Source organism: Burkholderia pulmonis, from assembly GCF_984667975.1.
On the sequence record NZ_OZ480187.1, the window covers coordinates 737,601 to 757,397 of the forward strand.

At 70.9% G+C, this 19,797-nt stretch carries 9 protein-coding genes; all 9 read left to right on the top strand.

Annotation, left to right across the window (positions count from 1 at the left end; all coding sequences use genetic code 11):
* Nucleotides 1-37: 37 nt before the first annotated feature.
* The 9 genes from AC5LXK_RS20065 to AC5LXK_RS20105 all read left to right on the top strand — a co-directional run bounded on the left by AC5LXK_RS20065 (nt 38) and on the right by AC5LXK_RS20105 (nt 19,786).
* On the top strand, nt 38-4,408 hold the full coding sequence (locus AC5LXK_RS20065) for an amino acid adenylation domain-containing protein (protein WP_493393204.1): 4,371 nt from the start codon (nt 38-40) through the stop codon (nt 4,406-4,408).
* Nucleotides 4,405-9,882 carry a non-ribosomal peptide synthetase gene (locus AC5LXK_RS20070; protein WP_493393205.1) on the top strand — a complete coding sequence of 1,826 codons (5,478 nt, stop codon included), beginning with the start codon at nt 4,405-4,407 and terminating at the stop codon, nt 9,880-9,882. The genes AC5LXK_RS20065 and AC5LXK_RS20070 overlap by 4 nt, the downstream gene beginning before the upstream one ends.
* A complete protein-coding gene (locus AC5LXK_RS20075; protein ID WP_493393206.1) occupies nt 9,879-10,931 on the top strand; it encodes a Gfo/Idh/MocA family oxidoreductase in 1,053 nt (350 codons plus the stop codon). The genes AC5LXK_RS20070 and AC5LXK_RS20075 overlap by 4 nt, the downstream gene beginning before the upstream one ends.
* Nucleotides 10,928-12,649 (top strand): ABC transporter ATP-binding protein, encoded by a 1,722-nt coding sequence (locus AC5LXK_RS20080; protein ID WP_493393207.1) that lies wholly within the window; start codon nt 10,928-10,930, stop codon nt 12,647-12,649. Before AC5LXK_RS20075 ends, AC5LXK_RS20080 begins: the two co-directional genes overlap by 4 nt.
* Nucleotides 12,649-14,415: an ABC transporter ATP-binding protein gene (locus AC5LXK_RS20085; protein WP_493394023.1), complete on the top strand. Its 1,767-nt coding sequence runs from the start codon at nt 12,649-12,651 to the stop codon at nt 14,413-14,415. Before AC5LXK_RS20080 ends, AC5LXK_RS20085 begins: the two co-directional genes overlap by 1 nt.
* A gap of 141 nt (nt 14,416-14,556) precedes the next feature.
* The gene (locus tag AC5LXK_RS20090) at nt 14,557-16,740 is read left to right on the top strand and encodes a TonB-dependent siderophore receptor (RefSeq protein ID WP_493393208.1); all 2,184 of its coding nucleotides are present in this window, start codon (nt 14,557-14,559) and stop codon (nt 16,738-16,740) included.
* On the top strand, nt 16,740-17,003 hold the full coding sequence (locus AC5LXK_RS20095; RefSeq protein WP_493393209.1) for a hypothetical protein: 264 nt from the start codon (nt 16,740-16,742) through the stop codon (nt 17,001-17,003). The genes AC5LXK_RS20090 and AC5LXK_RS20095 overlap by 1 nt, the downstream gene beginning before the upstream one ends.
* A gap of 1 nt (nt 17,004) precedes the next feature.
* Nucleotides 17,005-18,516, top strand: coding sequence for a PepSY-associated TM helix domain-containing protein (locus AC5LXK_RS20100; protein ID WP_493393210.1), 1,512 nt, complete (start codon nt 17,005-17,007; stop codon nt 18,514-18,516).
* Nucleotides 18,517-18,538: 22 nt separating this feature from the next.
* On the top strand, nt 18,539-19,786 hold the full coding sequence (locus AC5LXK_RS20105; RefSeq protein WP_493393211.1) for a RhtX/FptX family siderophore transporter: 1,248 nt from the start codon (nt 18,539-18,541) through the stop codon (nt 19,784-19,786).
* Nucleotides 19,787-19,797: the final 11 nt, after the last annotated feature.

The window sequence follows — 19,797 nt, forward strand, 5'->3', positions numbered from 1 at the left end:
CGGACCCGCCATCGAATGACCCATACAAGGCGTGCCCATGAGCCAGACCGCTGTCGATTCCCATATCGGCCATTCCGATCCTTCCTGTTGTTCTCCCACTGACCTTCGCTCGCAGCTCGTCGCGTTGATCGCCGGGTTGCTCGACGAATCCGTCGATGAAACCGCATCGCTCGACGATGACGAGGACCTGCTGAGCTGCGGCCTCGATTCGATCCGGCTGATGTACCTGCAGACGCGCGTGAGCCGGCTCGGCTACGCGCTGACGTTCGACGCGCTCGCGCGTACGCCGACGCTCGGCGCGTGGGTCGCATTGCTTGCGAACGCACCGCGCGTCGCACGCGCGGCACCCGATGTCACGGCCGACGATGTCGACGTGCACGCGCCGTTCGACCTGTCCGCGGTGCAGCAGGCGTACTGGCTCGGCCGCGGTGACGGCGAAGTGCTCGGCAACGTGAGCTGTCACGCGTTTCTCGAATTTCGCAGCCGTGCGATCGACCCGGTTCGTCTCGATGCGGCATGCCGGCGCGTGCGCGAGCGTCATCCGATGCTGCGCGCGCGTTTCGATGGCGGTCGCCAGCAGATCCTCGTCGAGCCGGATGCGCCGGTGTTCGCGCATGCGGACTGGCGGGGCAAGACGGCCGCCGACGCGGAAACCGAATGGGCAGCGTTGCGCGCGTTCCGGTCGCACGAATGTCTCGACGTCGAGCATGCGCAGGTGTTCATGACGGGGCTCGTACAGATGCCCGGCGGTGAGGATCGCGTGTGGTTGAGCGTGGACCTGCTCGCGGCCGACGTGGACAGCGTGCGGCTGCTGATGCAGGAGATCGGCGTCGCGTATGCCGAGCCGTCGGCGCTGCCCGATGCGCCGTCGACGTGGTTCCCGGTCTGGCTCGCGCGTCGCGCGGCCGATACGCGCGATGCGCGGGCCGCGGCGCGCGACGCGTGGCAGGCACGGCTCGCGACGCTGCCGGAAGGGCCGGCGCTGCCGCTCGCCCGTGCGCCGGAAACGATTCGCGCGCCGCGCTTCAGCCGCGTCACGCATACGCTGAGCACCGACGAGCTGGCGCGCCTGCACGCGCGGGCCGCGCAGCATGGCGTCACGCTGTCGTCGGTGTTCGGTGCCGCGTTCGCGGCGGTACTCGCTCGCTGGAGCGGCCGGCACGCATTCCTGCTCAACGTGCCGCTGTTCGACCGGCATGGTGACGCGCCCGATCTCGGCCGCGTGATCGCCGATTTCACGACGCTGCTGCTCGTCGAATGCGACGTGCGCGCCGATGCGAGCGCAGCCGACGCGGTGCGCGCGTTCCAGCAGCGCCTGCACGGTGCGATCGCGCATGCCGCATATCCGGCGCTCGACGTGCTGCGCGACGCGCGTCGGCAGGGCACGCCTCGCGCGGCGCCTGTCGTGTTCTCATGCAATCTCGGCGACGCGCCGTTCGTGCCCGACGCGTTCGCGCGGGTATTCGGCGACCTGCACGACATGATTTCGCAGACACCGCAGGTATGGCTCGATCATCAGCTCTATCGCGTGCCGGACGGCGCGCTGCTCGCGTGGGACAGCGTCGACGGCCTGTTTCCGGACGGGATGATCGATGCGATGTTCGGCGCGTATGTCGCGCTCGTGCAGGCGCTGTGCGATCGCGACTGGCGGTTGCCGATCGCGGTCGAGCTGCCGTCCGCGCAGCGCCGCGTGCGCGACACGCTCAACGCGTTGCCCGCGCCGGGCCGCGCGCGCACGCTGCATGGCGATTTCTTCGCGCTGGCCGCCCGCGAGCCGTCTGCCGTGGCATTGCGATGCGGCGAGCATGCGGTGACGCGCGGCGAACTGGCTGCGCAGGCGCTCGCGATCGCGGGCGGGCTGCGCGCGGCCGGGATCGGGCACGGCGATGCCGTCGAGATCAGCCTGCCGCGCGGGCCGGCACAGGTCGCTGCCGTGTTCGGCGTACTCGCTGCCGGCGCGTGCTATGTGCCGCTCGACATCGCGCAACCGGTCGCGCGCAAGGCGCTGATCGAGCGTGCGGCGGGCGTGAAGGCCGTGATCGGCGACGCGGCGCGCATGGATGCGCCGGTGCCGCACTTCGGCGTCGCCGCGCTGATGCGGCATGCGCCGCTGGCCGCGCCGCTTGCAGTCGCGCCGCAGGCCACGGCGTACGTGATCTACACGTCCGGTTCGACGGGCGTGCCGAAGGGCGTCGAGATGACGCATGCGGCGGCGGTCAACACGATCGATGCGATCGATGCGCTGCTCGGCGTGACGGCGGACGACCGGCTGCTCGCGGTGTCGGCGCTCGACTTCGACCTGTCGGTGTACGACCTGTTCGGCGCGCTGGGCGCAGGCGCCGAACTTGTGCTGCCGACGCAGGACGAAGCGCGCGACGCCGCGCGCTGGATCGATTTGATCGCGCAGCACCGCGTGACGCTGTGGAATTCGGCGCCCGCGCTGCTGGAGATGGCGCTGGCCGTGCCGGCTGCGGGCGATGCGTGCCGCAGCGTCCGTGCGGCGCTGCTGTCCGGCGACTGGATCGCGCTCGACCTGCCGGCGCGGCTGCGCGCCCGCTGCGGCGATGCGTGCGCGTTCCATGCGCTCGGCGGTGCGACGGAAGCCGGCATCTGGTCGAACGTGCAGACGGTGCACGACGTGCCGCCGCGCTGGCGTTCGATTCCGTACGGCCGGCCGTTGCCGGGGCAGGCGTATCGCGTCGTCGATGCCGATGGCCGCGATGTGCCCGATCATGTGCCGGGCGAGCTGCTGATCGGCGGCGACAGTCTCGCGCGCGGCTACCGGAACGATCCCGAACTGACCGCGCAGCGCTTCGTGCAGCACGCGTCGGGGCGCTGGTATCGCACCGGCGATCGCGGCCGCTACTGGCCGGACGGGACGCTCGAATTCCTGGGGCGCGAGGATCGGCAGGTGAAGGTGCGCGGACACCGGATCGAACTCGGCGAGATCGAGGCGGCGCTCGCCGCGCATCCGCAGGTCGACGGAGCGTGTGCGAGCGTAGTCAACGGCGAGGCTGCGCGCATCGTCGCGGCGTTCGTGCCGGCCGATTGCGCAACGGACACGGCGCCGTCGTCGCTCGCGGATGCCGGCGCGGCCGATACGGCGCAGGCGGAAGCGGCCGTTGCGCGCGCCGTTGCAGACCGCCTGCTCGACGGCGATGCCGGGTTGCCGCCCTCGCTGCGTGCACACCGGCACGCAAAGGACGACGTATCGATCGCCATCGACGGCGCGCTCGATCTGCTCGACTGGCATGCAACCGATCTCGACGACCTGACGGCATCGCTGCGCGCGCTCGCCGCCGATCAGGAGGCCGCCGCGCAGCGCGTGCCGCTGGACCCGTGCGTGGCACCGCTTGCGTTCGCGACGCGTTTGCCGGATGGCGCCCGTGCGCTGCGCGAATTTGCCGGCGCGCTCGACGAGCAGGCTGCCATGCACACGGGTGCGTTGCGGGTTGCGGTGCTCGACGCCCGCGCCGGGCAATGGCTCGAGGCGGGGCTCGGCGTGCTCGACGATCCGCGTTTCGACGTGACGCTGTTCGACGTGTCGCCGGGCCTGCTGCATACCGCGCAGGCACGCTTCACGCGAACGAGGCCCGCGCTTCAGGCGATGCAGGATGGCTTGCTGCCGGCGCGTCATCTCGGCGAATTCGATTGCGTGATCAGCTTTGCCGCCGCACACCTGCGCGACGATCCGCGCGACACGTTCAGGATCGCGGCCGCGCTGCTCGCGCAGGATGGCCGTTTGCTGCTTGCCGACGTGCTGCGCGATTCGCCGTTGCGCGAACTCGTCGCGAACGTGACGGGCGATGCGTCGCTGCCGCGGCCGTTCGCGAGCGACGCGATCGCGGCGGCGGCACACGCGTGCGGCTTTGCGCTCGCTTCGCGAAGCTGGCGCTCGGCCGCGTTCGCCTGCATCGATGCGCGTCGTACCGGCGAGCCGGCCGTACCGGCGGCGCTGGCCGACTGGCTGCGCGACCGGTTGCCCGACGCGATGCGCCCCGATGCGCTGTGGTGCGTGCCGCGCTGGCCGCTCAACGCGAACGGCAAGATCGATCGCCGTGCAGTCGGCGATGCGCTGGCGCGAGCGCTCGGCGACGCACCGGCCGCGCACGATGCGTTCGTCCCGGCCGACGAACGGCAGGCGACGCTGCTCGCGTGCTGGGAGCATGCGCTCGGTCGCCCGGCACATGCGCGCGACGCGACGTTCTTCGCACTCGGCGGCGACAGCCTGCTCGCGACGCGCCTGCTCGCGCAGCTGCGCGAGCGGCTCGGCGTAAGGGTCGGGATGGCCGCGTTCTACCGGCAGCCGACGCTCGCCGGTCTTGCCGCGCAGATTGACGACGTGACGCCGGTCACGCATGCCGGCGGCGATGCATCGGTCGCGACGATCGAGGAGGGCGTGCTGTGAGCTTCGACGACGTGCTCGATCTCTGTCGCGAACGGCAGATCGAACTGTGGTGCGACGACGGCGGCCAGTTGCGCTATCGCGCGCCGGCCGGTGCGCTCGATGCGGATCTCGCGGCGCGCATCAAGGCCGAACGCGATGCATTCGTCCGCTTCCTGCAGGAAGGTGCGTGGCGCAGCGATCCGGCGCACCAGCATGAACGGTTCGCACTGACGCCGGTACAGGCCGCCTATGTGCTCGGCCGGCACGAATCGTTCGAGTTCGGCGGCAGCGCCTGCCATCTGTACGTCGAATACGACGAGCGGAAGGAGCTCGACTGCGTGCGTTTCGAAGCCGCGTGGAATGCATGCGTGGCGCGCCATCCGATGCTGCGCGCGATCGTCGAGGACAACGCATGGCAACGCGTGCTGCCCGACGTGCCGTGGCAGCCGCTCAACGTGCACGACCTGCGCGAGGCCGATGCGCATGCATTCGATGCCCACGTGAGCCGCGTGCGCGAGCGCCTCGACCATGCGGTGCATGCGCTCGACCGCTGGCCGGTGCTGCAGCCGGAGGTGAGCCTCGGGCCGGATGGCGCGGTGCTGCACCTGTCCGTCGATTTCACGCTGATCGACTACGCGAGCCTGCAATTGCTGCTCGCCGAATGGCGGCGCCGCTACGACGATCCGCAATGGCGGCCGACGCCGCTCGACGCGACGTTTCGCGACTATGTCGCCCATGAAGCGCAGGCCGGCACACGCGCCGATCATGCGCGCGACAAGGCATGGTGGTTCGAACGCATCGACGATCTGCCCGCGCGCCCCGATCTGCCGGTGGTCCCCGCGATGCGTACCGACGCGCGGCCGCGCTTCACGCATCGGCATGCGCGGCTCGACCGTGCGCAATGGGCGGCACTGAGCGGTCATGCAAGCCGTTTCGGCCTGAGCGCGGCGAGCGTCGCGCTGGCCGCATTCGCCGAGGTCGTCGGCCGCTGGAGCCAGTCGCCGGCGTTCTGCCTGAACCTGACCGTGCTGAACCGTCCGCCCGTGCATCCGCGCATCGACGCGGTGCTCGGCGATTTCACCGCGCTGAGCCTGCTCGCCGTCGACGCGACGCACGGGCGCGATTTCGTCGAACGCGCCCGCACGATCGGTGCGCGGATGTTCGACGATCTCGACCATCGCGCGTTCACCGGCGTCGACGTGATGCGCGAGATCGCGCGGCGGCGCGGCAAGGATGCGGCGCTGATGCCGGTGGTGTTCACGAGCGGCATCGGCAGCGTCGGGCGGCTGCTCGGCGAGCACACGGCACGCGCTGAACCGCCGCGCTACATGATCAGCCAGACGCCGCAGGTGTGGCTCGATTGTCAGGTGACCGACCAGTTCGACGGGCTGGAAATCGGCTGGGACGTGCGCGACGACCTGTTTCCGGACGGCATGCCGTCCGCGATGTTCGACGCCTACGTCGCGCTGCTGGGCCGGCTCGCCGACGATGCCGGATGGTGGTCGCGCGCAGGCGATGTCGTGTTGCCGTCCGCCGCGCCGGTTGCCGACGTGCATCCGGACGCCGATACGCATATCGCGTCCGGCTTTGCCGCGCAGGCGCTGCGCACGCCCGATGCGCCGGTCGTGATCGACGCACGGGGCGCACGTACGTACCGCGATGTCGCGCAACACGCGGCTGCGCTGCGGACCGCGCTCGAACAGGCCGGCGTCGGCGTGGGCGATACGGTTGCGGTGCTGATGCCGAAGTGCGCACACCAGCTTGCGGCCGTGCTCGCGATCGTCCAGGCGGGCGCCGCATACGTGCCGGTCGACAGCCGCCAGCCGGCGCTGCGGCAGCAGGCGATCCTGCGCAATGCGCGGGTGCGTGCGGTCGTAAGCATGCAGGCGCTCGACTTCGAACACGAAGGGTGCGCACGCATCGATATCGATACGTTGCCGACCGATCCGCAATGGCCGCCGCGCGCCGCGCGCGACATCGACGGCGACGCGCTGGCTTACGTGATCTACACGTCGGGCTCCACCGGCGAACCGAAGGGCGTGATGCTGAGCCACGCGGCGGTGTGCAATACGCTCGCCGACATCAGCGCGCGTCATGCGGTCGGCGCGGGCGACGTGGTGCTGGGTCTCGCCGAACTGAGCTTCGACCTGTCCGTCTATGACTTCTTCGGCGCGACCGCGCGCGGTGCGTGCATCGTGTTGCCCGATCCGGCGCGCGGCAACGATCCGTCGCATTGGGCCGAGCTGATGGTGCGCCATGTCGTGACGCTGTGGAACTCGGTGCCCGCACAGGGGCAGATGCTGATCGATTACCTCGAAGGCGAACCGGCGCTCGACGTGCCGGCCCCGCGCCGCGTGCTGTGGTCGGGCGACTGGATTCCGGTGACGCTGCCGGCCCGCTGGTGGCGTCGCTGGCCCGACAGCGCGCTGTTCAGCCTCGGCGGCGCGACCGAAGCGTCGATCTGGTCGATCGAGCATCCGGTCCATGCGGACGACACGCAGCTCGCGAGCATTCCGTACGGCCGCGCGCTGACCGGCCAGACGATGGAAGTGCTCGACGCACTCGGCCGGCCGTGCCCGCCCGGCGTGCGCGGCGAGATTCATATCGGCGGCGTCGGGCTCGCGACGGGCTACGCGAACGATCCGGTGCGAACGGCCGAACGTTTCATTCGTCATGCCGACGGACGGCGGCTCTACCGTACTGGCGATCTTGGCCGCGTCCGTACCGACGGCTCGCTCGAGTTCCTCGGGCGGCAGGACGATCAGGTGAAGATCCGCGGCTACCGGATCGAGCTGGCCGAGATCGATGCGGCGCTGACCGCGCATCCGCTCGTCGGCGCGGCCGCGACGATCGTGCTCGGCGAAGGCGGGGAGCGCCGGCTCGCGAGCTTCGTGTCGCTGCAGGGCACGGAATCGGTGCCGTCGGCGCGCGACGACACACTGGACGAGATCGCGACGCGCGTGCGTACCGCGTTCGACGCCGCACGCTGGCCTGCACAGGCGGATGTGTCGCGTTCGGTCGCTCAGCTCGGGACGGCCTGCGCGGCATCGTTGGCCGCGTGGATCGTGCCGGCCGGCGGCCTGACGACCGACGGCGCGACCGGTTTCGCGACGCTGTGCGAGCGGCTGCGTGTGCCGCCTGCGCGACGACACCTGCTGCGCCACTGGCTCGCGATGCTCGACGCGCATGGCGTGCTGCATGCGGATGCCGAAGGCGGCTGGCGCATGCGGCCGGACGTCGGCTTCGTCGATGCGCCCGCATGCTGGGAGGCATTCGCGCAGCACGCGTCTCCCGATCTGTGGCCGGCCGTGCTCGTCGATTACTTCCGCGACAGCGCAGGATGCATCGACGCACAGGTGGACGGCAGCGTATCGCCGGCCGGCCTGATGTTCCCGGAAGGCGCATCGCATATCGCCGAGGCGATGTACAGCGACGGCGAACACGCCCGCGCGCTGCATCGCGGGATGGCGCAGGCCGTGCGCGCAATCGTCGCGCGCGAGCCGCAGCGCACGTGGCGCATCCTCGAGGTGGGCGCGGGAACGGCCGCCGCGACGCGCGCGATCATCGATGCGCTCGCGCCGCTGGTCGAGGCCGGTACGCGGATCGACTACCTGTTCAGCGACGTGTCGAGCTACTTCCTCGCGGCCGCACGGGAGCGTTTTGCCGCGTACCCGTGGATGCGGTTCGTGCGCTTCGACATGAACGCGCCGTTCGACGCGCAGGGCATTGCGCCGCATTCGGTCGACATGACGATCAGCTCCGGCGCACTGAACAATGCGCGCGATACGGTCGCGCTGATCGCCGGATTGCGCGCGCTGTCGGCGGCCGACGCGTGGTGGGTGATCCAGGAACTGACGGCCGAGCATCCGGAGATCAGCATCAGCCAGGGGCTGATGATGGAAACGCCGGACGACGCGCGGGCTGCGGCGGCGCATCTGTTCGTACCGCGCGCGCAGTGGCTCGAATGGCTGCAGGTGGAGACGGGCGATCGCGCGCTGGGTTGCGTTGCGCCCGACACGCCGCTCGCCGCGCTCGGCTACGACATCCTGCTCGCACACGTGAAGCGCGGCGCGGCACGTATTGCCCCCGACACGCTGCTGTCGTTCGTGGCCGAGCGCGTGCCGGGCTACATGGTGCCGTCGCAATTGCGCGTGCTCGAGCGCCTTCCCGTGACCGCGAACGGCAAGATCGACCGCCGTGCGCTGGCCGGCATCGCCGATATCCGCGAACCGGAGCCGGTCGTGGCCCGATCGGCGCCGATGCAGGCAGCCGATCCGCTGCTGGCACGCCTGATCGGTTTGTGGGAAACCGTGCTCGATACGCGCGACGTCACGCCGGATCAGGACTTCTTCGCCGCGGGCGGCGATTCGCTGCTGATCGCGCAGCTCGTGTCGCGGCTGCGCGGCGAGGAGCCGCTCGCGCACGCGCATCCGTTCGACCGGCTGCTGCGCTGGGTGCTCGCGCAGCCGACGCCGGCCGCGTTCGCACGATGCCTGCGCGAGGCGGGCGAGCAACCGGCGAGCGCGACGTCGGCGGCAGCGCCCGCCGCGCAGCGTGCGACACATGCATCGACGGTCGTCCACGCACCGGCGCCGCGCGTGCGCGCCGGCGTGCGGCCGATTCCGCTCGCGCCGGGCGACGGCGTGCCGCGCGTGATCGTGCACGAAGGGCTCGGCACCGTGCATGCGTACCGTCCGGTGATGCCCGCGCTTGCGCGGCTCGGCCCGGTGCTCGGCTTCGCGGTGCGCGACGCGCAGGACTATCTCGACCTGCCGGCGCGCCACCTGAACGCGACGCTGGGCCGGCGTTACGCGGATGCGCTATGGCGCAGCGGCGTGCGCGAGGTCGACGTGCTCGGCTACTGCTCGGGCGGGCTGGTCGCGCTGGAAATGGCGAAGTCGCTGGTGCAGCTCGGCGTCGCGGTGCGCTCGCTCGACATTGTGTCGAGCTACCGGATTCCGTATCTGATCGAGGATGAACGGCTCGTGCTGTTCAACTTCGCGGCGACGCTCGGGCTGCCGCTCGACGCGCTCGGTTTTCCGGAAACGTACGTGCTGGCCGACGCGCTCGCCGACGCGTTGAAGGCCGACCCGGCGCGGCTCGCGTCAGGCAGCCTGCAGGCGCAGCTCGAAATTTTTGGCGATCGCTGCGAGCCGCTCGACGTGCTGCGCGGCCGCGTGTTGCGCGCAGCGGCGGGCCTGTCGATGCAGGACGAGGTCGCGCATCCGCTGCTCGACGAGCGCGAACGGCTGTATCGGCTCTTCATGCATTCGGTGCAGGCCTGCCATTGGGCTGGCGATGCGCCGTATGCGGGCGCGCTGCGGCTGTTCGTGCCCGAACGCTGCAACCCGCTGATTCCGCAGCAGCGCGCGACGCTCACCGAATACTGGACGGCGCAGGCGCTCGGCGGCATTACGGCCGTCGATATCCCCGGCGGTCATTTCGACTGCCTGAACGCCGCGTTCGTCGATACCCGCCTGAAGGAGGCACGATGAAGGTCCATCCGCTGCCGGTCGTCGTGGCCGGCTCCCGTTTCGGTCAGTTCTATGCGGCGGGCCTCGCGGCGTCCGGTTCGTATCACGTCGCCGGCATCCTCGGCCAGGGGAGCGCGCGCACGGCCGCACTGGCCGCCCGCGTCGGCGCGCCGGTGTTCGATCGCGTCGAAGCGTTGCCGGACGAGGTGCGCGCGGCATGCGTCGCCGTCGGCGGTGCTGCGCGCGGGGCGGAAGGCGCCGCGCTTGCGTGCCGGCTGCTCGAACGCGGGATCGACGTCGTGATCGAGCATCCGCTGCTGCCCGACGAATGGGACACCGTCCTGCGCACCGCGTCGCGCCTCGGCCGCCGATGCCTGCTCAACAGTTTCTATCCGAACCTGCCGGTCGTCGCGCGCTTCATCGCGGTCGCGCGGCGGTTGAGCGAAACGAGTGCGCCCGTGCATGCGGACATCGTGTGCTCGGTGCAGGCGAGCTACGCGGCGCTCGACGTGCTGGCGGCCGCGTTGCAGGGCGTCGGCGCGTGGTCGGTCGAGCCGATCGGGCCGGCGCTGTCGTCGATGCGCGAATGCGCGATGGTGCTCGCCGACACGCCGGTATCGCTGCGCGTGCACAACGAGATGGCGGCGGCCGACGACGGCCGGATGAGCATGCTGTTCGGCATCACGCTGACGACGGACGCCGGCACGTGGACGCTCGCGTCGCCGCACGGCCCGCTGTGGTGGGCGCCCGCGCTGCGCGAGCCGGCGACGGACGAGGACGGGCTGTTCCCGATCTTCGGCGATCTGGCCGGCGACGCCATGCCGAGCCTCCAGATCTGTGACGACGCACAGGATACGTGGGGCGAGATTCATGCACGCTGCTGGCCGCAGGCGGCCGTGCGCGCGGTCGACCGGCTCGTGTCCGGCGACGGGCTGCAGGCGTGCAACCAGCGCAGCATCGATGTGACGCGCGTCTGGCAGCAGCTGACCGCGCAGCTGGGTTTTCCGGAGCAGCCGCCGGGCGATGCATGCGCCGCGACGCTCGGCATGCTGCTGGAGCGTGCCGCATGAAGGGGCCGTTGCTTTCGATGTTGCGGCCGTTCGCGGTGCCGCTCGCCATCGCGGTGGTGCTGCAGGCGCTGGCCGGCATCGCGTCGCTCGTGCCGTGGCTCGCGCTCGCGCATCTCGCCGACGCATGGCGCGTGACGGCGCAGCTCGACGCGGCGTCGCGCGGCTGGCTCGTCGCGGCCGTGACGGCGGGCGTGTGCTGGCTGGGTGGCCAGACGGTCGCGCTGCACCTGACGCATCGCGTCGACGCCGATCTCTGCGACCGCCTGCGCAAGCGCCTCGCCGATCATCTGCAGCGCTTGCCGCTCGGCTGGTTCACGCGTGCGGGCAGCGACCGTGTCGCCCGTCATGTCGACCAGGACGTGCGCGCACTGCACCAGCTCGTCGCGCATGCGCCGGCCGACATCACGCAGCTCGTCGTCGTGCCGTGCGCGGCACTCGCGTGCCTGCTTTACCTGAATCCCGCGCTGCTCGCGTTCGCACTCGTGCCGCTCGTCGCCGGCGCCGCGCTGTTCCGCTGGATGCGTTCGGCGCGGTTCGCGCCGGCCGTGGCGGCACGCAACGCGGCGCTCGAACAGTTGATGGGCGACTACGCGCAGCTCGCGCAGAACCCGGCGCTCGTGCGGCAGTATCCGGGCGCCGGCATCGAGGCGGCTGCACTGGAATCGACCGGGCGCTTCGAACAGGCGTTTTCGGCATGGGTCGGTCGCGTCGGCGGCCCCGGCGCATGCACGCAGGTGCTGCTCGGCACGCCGTTCCTGCTCGCGTGGGTCGTGTTCGGCGCGACGTGGCTCACGGCCGGGCGGTTGCCGGTCGGCGAGCTGTGCGCGTTCGCGCTGCTGATCTGGGCGGTCGCGGCGCCGGTGCGCGCGCTTGGCCACGGCGCCGATGCGCTGCGCGAGGCGCGTGCCGCTGCTGCGCGGCTCGATGCGTTGCTCGCGCAGCCGGGGCTGCCCGAGCCCGTCGATGGCGCGGTGCAGGTGCCGCGCGATGCGTCGGTCGAGCTGCGCGGCGTGAGCGTCGACATCGACGGCACGCCGATCCTGCACGACATCGACGCGACGATCGCGGCCGGCACGACCACCGCGATCGTCGGGCCGTCGGGCGCGGGCAAGAGCACGCTGCTGATGCTGCTCGCGCGCTTCATGGATCCGGACCGCGGCACGGTGCGGATCGGCGGCGCCGACCTGCGACTGCTCGCGTCGGAGACGCGGCGTGAACAGATTGCGATGGTGTTCCAGCAGGCCACCGCGCTCGACGTGTCGATCGCGGCGAACATCGCGCTTTACCGGCCCGATGCCGATCGCGATGCGATTCGCGCCGCCGCGCGCGCAGCCTGTCTCGACGAACGCATCGACGCGTTGCCGGGCGGCTACGACTGCCTGTGCGGGCGCGACGTGCGCTTGTCCGGCGGCGAACTGCAGCGGCTGTCGATCGCGCGTGCGTTGCTGTCGCCTGCGCCGTTGCTGCTGCTCGACGAACCGGCATCGGCGCTCGATCCGCAAACCGGGCGGGCGCTGCGCAACGCGTTGCGCAGCGACACGCGCACGCGCGTGATCGTCAGCCACGATCTCGACGCGATCCGGCATGCGGACCAGATTCTCGTAATGGAGCACGGCCGCATCGTCGAGCGCGGCACGCATGCGGCGCTGCTGGCCGCACGCGGGCTGTACGCGCGCCTATGGCGCGAGCGCGGTGCCGCAGGCGGGGAGGCCGCATGATGACGAAATTGCCCAAACGTTTGCAGTGCCTGCCGCGCGACACGCGCCGCGCACTGTGGCGCGGTGTCGGCTGGGCGGTGGCCGCCGCGTTGCTCGATGGTGCGTGCGGGCTGCTGCTCGTGCCGCTGATCCGCGCATGGTTCGCCGGCGCGCAGGCGGCCGCGCTGCACTGGACGGTCGCGCTCGGTGCGCTGACGCTGTGCCACGCACTCGTGCTGTACGTCGCGCAACGCGGCGGCTATCGCGCGGGCGGTGCGCTCGCGGCCGGTCTCGTCGATCGCCTCGTGCGTCACCTGCCGCGCATCGCGTCGTGGCAGACCGTGCGCGACAGTCATCCGGCCGGGCTGCTGCGCGGGCCGGTCATGCAGGCGATGGGGGTTCCCGCCCATCTGCTCGGGCCGCTGATCGGTGCGGTCGTGACGCCGCTCGCGGTCGTTGCCGGGCTCGCGTGGATCGACTGGCGCATCGCGCTGTGCCTCGCGGGCGCGGCCGTGCTGCTGTTCGCGCTGCTGGAGCGCGGCGGCGCGCGCACGCTCGCGTTCGAACAGGCGCGTGCGGCCGGCGATCGCGACATGGCCGTGCAGCTTCAGGCGTTCGCCGCGCATCAGGGGCTGCTGCGCTTCGCGGGCCGGGAAGGCGATGCGCGCGCAGCGCTGCAGCACGCGTTCGACGGGCAGCATCGCCGTACACGCGCACTGATGCGCCGCTCGCTGCCGATCGAGCTGGGTTTCGCGGGCGCGGTGCAAGGCGTGTTCGTCGCGATGCTGATCGGCGGCACGTGGGCGGTCGCGGCCGGCCGGCTCGATGCGGCGACGGCCGTTGCGGTGCTCGTGCTGCTCGTGCGTTTCATCGAGCCGCTCGCGCAACTCACCCAGCTCGACCAGGCGCTGCGAGGCGGCTGGCGCGCGCTCGACACGGTGCTCGAGGTGCTGCAAGCGCCGCGCTTCGACAGCCCCGACCGCGGCACGCCGGTACACGATGCGAGCGTCGACGCGGTGCGCGTCGGCTATCGGTCGGCCGGCGGCACGACGTTGCTCGACGGGATCGACCTGCATTGCCCGGCGGGCGGCTTCGTCGCGATCGTCGGCCCGACGGGCGCGGGCAAGAGCACGCTGCTCGGCCTGCTCGCGCGGCTTGACGATCCATGCACGGGGCGCGTGCTGCTCGGCCGCTCCGACGTGCGGCACCTGAGCGAAACGACGCTCGCCACGACGCGCAACCTGGTGTTCCAGGACAACGGGCTGTTTCGCGGCAGCCTGGCGTGGAACGTGCGGATGGGGCGGCCGGACGCGACCGATGCCGAGCTGCACGGAGCGCTGGACGCGGTCGGCCTGCTGCGCGACGCCGAGCGGCTGCCGGACGGCCTCGACACCGACGTGGGGCCGGGCGGCCAGCTGCTGTCGGGCGGGCAGCGCCAGCGGGCTTGCCTCGCGCGTGCGCTGCTGGCGCGGGCGCCGGTGCTGATGTTCGACGAGCCGACCGCAAGCCTCGACGAACTGAGCGCGCGGCGCGTGCGCGACAGTCTCGTCGCGCTGCGCGGGCAGCGCACGCGCATCGTCGTCACGCACCAGCCGTCGCTCGCCGCGGCGGCCGACACGATCGTCGTGTTCGACGCCGGCCGCGTGCGGGCGACCGGGACGCATGCGCAGCTCATGGAGGCCGATGCGTGGTACGCGACGTTCGCCCGTGCGGGGCGGCCCCATGACGGGGTGCCGCCCGCCGACGCGAGGGAGGAAACCCGCCCGGCCGACCGAGCATTGACGTGAACAATGCGGGCCGGTGTGCCCGGAATCGATAGGAAAAGCCGCTTGATCGAAAAATCGCCCGCCGGTTCTAATTGATAATGAGAATGATTATCAAATACGGGGGCGTGAATGCGGTACGAGGTGCGGGAACCTGGGAGATCGATGATGAAGGGCGCACGAGTCGCCCGTTTCGGGCGCTGGCGCCCGTCGCTGTATCTCGGCCTGCTGATCGCCGCGCATCCGGCGGCGGCGTTCGCCGATGCGGCGCCGGCAGCCGGTGCGGAGGTCAAGAAGGAAGCGGCCGGCGCACAGCCTGCGGCAGGCGAGCTGAAGGCGATTTCGGTGAACGCGGCGCGCGGCGTGGCCGACGATCCGTCGGTGGCGACGGTCGGCAAGATGCCGCTCGCGTTGCGGGAGATTCCGCAGTCGGTCAGCGTGACGACGCGCGAGCGGATCGACCAGCAGAACCTGTTTTCGCTCGACGAGGTGATGCAGCAGTCGGCCGGCGTGACCGTCCAGCCGTACGTGCTGCTCACCACCGCGTACTTCGTGCGCGGCTTCAAGGTCGATTCGTTCGAATTCGACGGCGTGCCGGTCGTGATCGGCGACATGGCGAGCGCGCCGCAGGACATCTCGGTGTACGAACGCGTGGAAATCCTGCGCGGCGCGAACGGGCTGCTGCACGGTTCGGGCAATCCGGCTGCCACCGTCAACCTGGTGCGCAAGCGCCCGCAGTACCAGTTCTCCGCGAACGCGAGCGTGAGCGTCGGCAGTTGGGACCGCTATCGCGCGGAAGCCGATATCGGCGGGCCGCTCAATGCGGCCGGCACCGTGCGCAGCCGGCTCGTCGCCGCGTATGAGGATCGCCACTTCTTCTACGATCACGCGAAGCAGGACACGCGTTCGATCTACGGCATCACGGAAGTCGACGTGACGCGCGACACGCTGCTCACGTTCGGCGCGCAGTACCAGACGACATCGTCGGTGCCCGACATGTCCGGCGTGCCGATGGCGCGCGACGGATCGAGCCTCGGCCTGTCGCGCTCGACGTTCCTCGATACCGCATGGGGCCGCTTCAACTGGGACACGACGCGCGCGTTCGCGTCGGTCGAGCAGAAGCTCGGCGCCGGCTGGAAGGCGAAGATCAGCGGCGAATACCAGAGCGTGCGCTCGGACCTGAAGTACGCGGGTTCGTTCGGCGCGATCGATCCGGCGACCGGCAACGGCGGCCGGCTGAACGGTGCGGCGTACCAGTTCAGCAGCTACAGTCGCAGCCTCGATGCGAACGTGCAGGGCCCCGTGCATGCGTTCGGGCTCACGCACGACCTGCTGTTCGGCGTCACCTACGCGAACAGCAGCAGCGGGCAGATGACGGCGCCGCTGCTCGGCGACGTGTCCGGCACGCCGGTGAACGTGTACCGCTGGAATCCGAGCAGCGTGCCCGAGCCGGGCATCGGGCCGTACCAGCAGTCGCAGCAGAACGACATTTCGCAGAAAGGCGTGTACGGGCTCGGCCGCATCAAGCTCGCGGAACCCGTCACGCTCGTGCTCGGCGGCCGGATGAGCTGGTGGAACCAGGACAGCCTCGGCGCGCACTACAACACCGGTCACCAGTTCACGCCGTATGGCGGGCTGATCTGGGATTTCGCGCGCGACTGGTCGTGGTATGCGAGCTATGCGGAGGTGTTCCAGCCGCAGACCAAGTCGATGTGGGGCGGCGGCATCCTGACGCCGGTGAAGGGGCGCACCTACGAGACGGGCGTGAAGGGCGAGCTGGCGGGCGGCAAGCTCAACGTGTCGCTCGCGGCGTTCCGCATCGATCTCGACAACAACCCGCAGGTCGACAACGCGCACCCGTGCGCGGGGCCGAGCTGCTACTACGTGAACGGCGGCAGCGTGCGCAGCCAGGGCTTCGAGTTCGAGGCGAACGGCCGCATCACGCCGTGGTGGAGCGTGTGGGCGAGCTATACGTACGACACGATGCGTTATGCGAACAATCTCGCGAACGCGGGCTCGTCGTTCTCGCCGCTGCTGAACCCGCGCCACCTGTTCCGGCTGTGGACCAACTACGACCTGCCGTGGCAGGAGCGGCGCTGGAGCATCGGCGGCGGCGTGCAGGTGCAGAGCAACTACTCGGCGCAGGCGAACGGCGTGACGATGACCCAGGGCGGCTACGCGCTCGCGAGCGTGCGGCTCGGCTACCGCTACGACAAGCACTGGAGCGCCGCGCTCAACGTCAACAACCTGTTCGACCGCAACTACTACCTGAGCCTGAGCCAGCCTGGCTGGAACAACCGTTACGGCGAACCGCGCAACGTGATGCTGACCATGCGCGGGCAATTCTGATGGCGTCCGGCTGGGGCACGCGGTCGGCGCTCGCGATCGGCGGCGTGCTGCCGGGTGCGGTCGCGCTCGCGGTCACGCTGGCCCGTCATTACCCGGCCGACGGCCTGAACCGGCTCTATGCGTCCGTGCTGCTGACGCTCGTCGCGAGCGTCGCCGCGCTGCTGTGGGTGCTCGTCGCCCCCGGATGGCGGCAGGCCGCCTGGCGCGCGGGTGCGTGGCTCGCGGTGCTCGTGGCGTGCGCGGCGGGCTGGGGAGGGCACTGACATGGATGCTTCGTCGCGTTCGCGCTGGCGCGCGCTGCATCGCGGCGCCGGCGCGCTGTTCGGCGTGGTGCTGTTCGTCGTGCTGTTCAGCGGCACCTGGAGTCTCGCGTTCGATTCGATGCAGGGCTGGTGGCGGCCGCCGCCGGTTGCGGTCGCGCGGCCGACGCTGCCGCTCGATGCGCTCGTCGCGCGTGCGGCGTCGCTCGGTGTCGCGCTGCGCGACGCGCGCATCGTGATGCCGCAGCCGGACGATCCGGCCATCCGTTTCTGCGACGCACGCCAGGCGTGCATGCTCGCGCTCGATCCGGCCACAGGTGAGCCGCTGCCCGATGCGGGCAGGGCGGCGTTGATCGTCACGCTGCACAAGACGCTGTTCGCCGGCTTCCCCGGTCGCATCTTCGTCAGTCTGTGGGGCATCGTGCTGCTCGTGCTCATCGTCGCGGGCGTGGTCGTGCATCGCCGGCAATGGCCCGACGCGGCGCGCATCCGGCGCGGTCACGGGCTGCGCGTCGCGCTGTTCGACCTGCACGCATGGATCGGCCTGTGGGGAACGCCGTGGCTCGTGCTGTTCGCGTTCACCGGCGCGTTGTCGGGGCTCGGTGCACTCGGCACGGTGTCGCTGGCGGGCGTCGCGTATCCGGGGCAGCCGCAGCGTGCATTCGCCGAACTGCTCGGCGGGCCGCCGCCCGTCGAGGCGGGCGGCCCGTGGCGCCGCGCACCCGATCTCGATGCGCTGCTGCGGCGCGATGCGACGCGCGTGCCCGGGTTCCGGCAGGAGGCCGTCGTGCTGCATCGCTGGGGCAAAACGAACGCGAGCGTCGAGATCGCCGGCACGACGGCGGGCCTGCCGAGCACGGCCGTGTTCGAGCGTCACCTGTATCGCGCGGCGGACGGGCAATGGCTCGCGGATGCCACATCGCGGGGCCGCGGCTTCTGGCTGCGCGCGTTTATCGCGGTGCAGCCGCTGCATTTCGCGCAATACGACTGGATCGGTGCGGCGGGCGGCGTGCTGCGCGCGCTGCATTTCCTGATGGGGCTCGCCGCATGCGCACTGTGTGCGACGGGGCTGCATCTGTGGATCGAGCGGCGGCGCGCGCAGCGCGACCGTTCGGCGGACGTGCTGGCCGCCGTCGCGGTCGGCGTGTGCGGCGGGCTCGTGCTCGCGGGCGGCGTGCTGATGTTCGCCGGGCGCGCATTGCCCGATGGCGTGCACGTCGACCATGCACTCGCGATGCTGTTCTGGGCGGTGTGGGCCGGCGCGATTGCGCTCGCGGCCTGCGTGGCCGATCGCGCGGCGTGGCTGCGCATCCTGATGCGTGCGGCCGGCGTGACGTACGGGCTGGCCGGCGCGACGCATTGCGCGATCGCGCTGCTGGGCGCCGGCCAACCCGTGTACTGGCCGATCGACGCGGCACTCGTCGCTTGCGGCGCATTGCTGCTGCGTTCGGCACGCCGTCCGCGTCGCGATGCGATGCAGGCCGCCCGTGTGCCGGCCGGCGCAGAACCTTTTTAACCTCATGCAACTGGAGACTTCGATGCGCGACCTGCTCGAACATCGCCGCCTGGTCATCACGATCACGCTGCTTTACCTGTCACAGGGAATCCCGATCGGCATTGCGATGGACGCGATGCCGACGCTGCTGCGCCACGACGGCGCGCCGCTTCATGCCCTCGCGTTCCTGCCGCTCGTCGGGCTGCCGTGGGTCGTGAAATTCCTGTGGGCGCCCGTCGTCGACAATCGCTGGTCGCCCCGGATCGGCCGGCGGCGCAGCTGGATGCTGCCGATGCAGGCCATCGTCGTGCTGTGTCTCGCCAGCTTGGCGCAGATCGGGATGACGGTCGCGACGGCCGGATGGGCGGTCGGCTTGCTGGCCGTCGCATCGCTCGCGAGCGCGACGCAGGACATCGCGAACGACGGGATGGCCGCCGAGCATTTCAGCGGCGACACGCTCGCGAAGATCAACGCGATCCAGATTGCCGGCGTGATGATCGGCTTCTTCGGCGGCGGCGCCGGCACGCTGACGCTGATCGGCCTGTTCGGCCAGCAAACCGCGTTTCTCGCGCTGATGGCCGTCCCGCTCGCGAGCCTGGTCTGCGTGCTGTGGGTATTGCCGCGCGACGCGGATCGCGCCCGCGCACGGTCCGAACACAATGCGAGCCTCGTGCGCTTCGCGAAGCGGCCGCGATCGTGGTCGCTGCTGTCGCTCGCGCTGCTGTCGGCGATGACGGCCGTATCGGGCTTCGGCCTGTCGAAGCTGTTCCTCAACGATGCGGGCTGGACGCTCGACGCGATCGGAAAACTCGGGATGGCCGGCGGCGTCGTGACGGTCGTGCTCGGTTGCGGCGGCGGCGCGTGGCTCGTGAGGGGGCTCGGCCTGTGGCGGGCGTTTACGGCCGGCGTGAGCTGCGCGGGTGCGGCGGCGTTGCTGTGGTTCGCGCAGGCGAGCGGGTGGCTGCCGGTGTCGTCGTCGTGGGCGTGGCTGTGCACGGTGCTCGGCTCGCTGGCGACGGGGATCACGTCCGTGTCGATCATGACGGCCGGCATGCGCTTCGCGGGCGGCAGCGACCAGGCCGGCACCGACGTGACGGCCGTGCAGAGCACGCGCGATCTCGGCGAGCTGATCGCGTCGTCGACGATCCTGTCGCTGACCGCGAAGGTCGGTTATACGGGCGGGTTCCTCACGGGCGCCGGGCTGGCGGTGCTGGCCGCATTGATCGCGATGAAGCTGCGGCGGCGGGAGGCGGCGTATGCGGTGAAAGCGGACGATGTGCTGGTGTCGTGACGGAAGCGGCG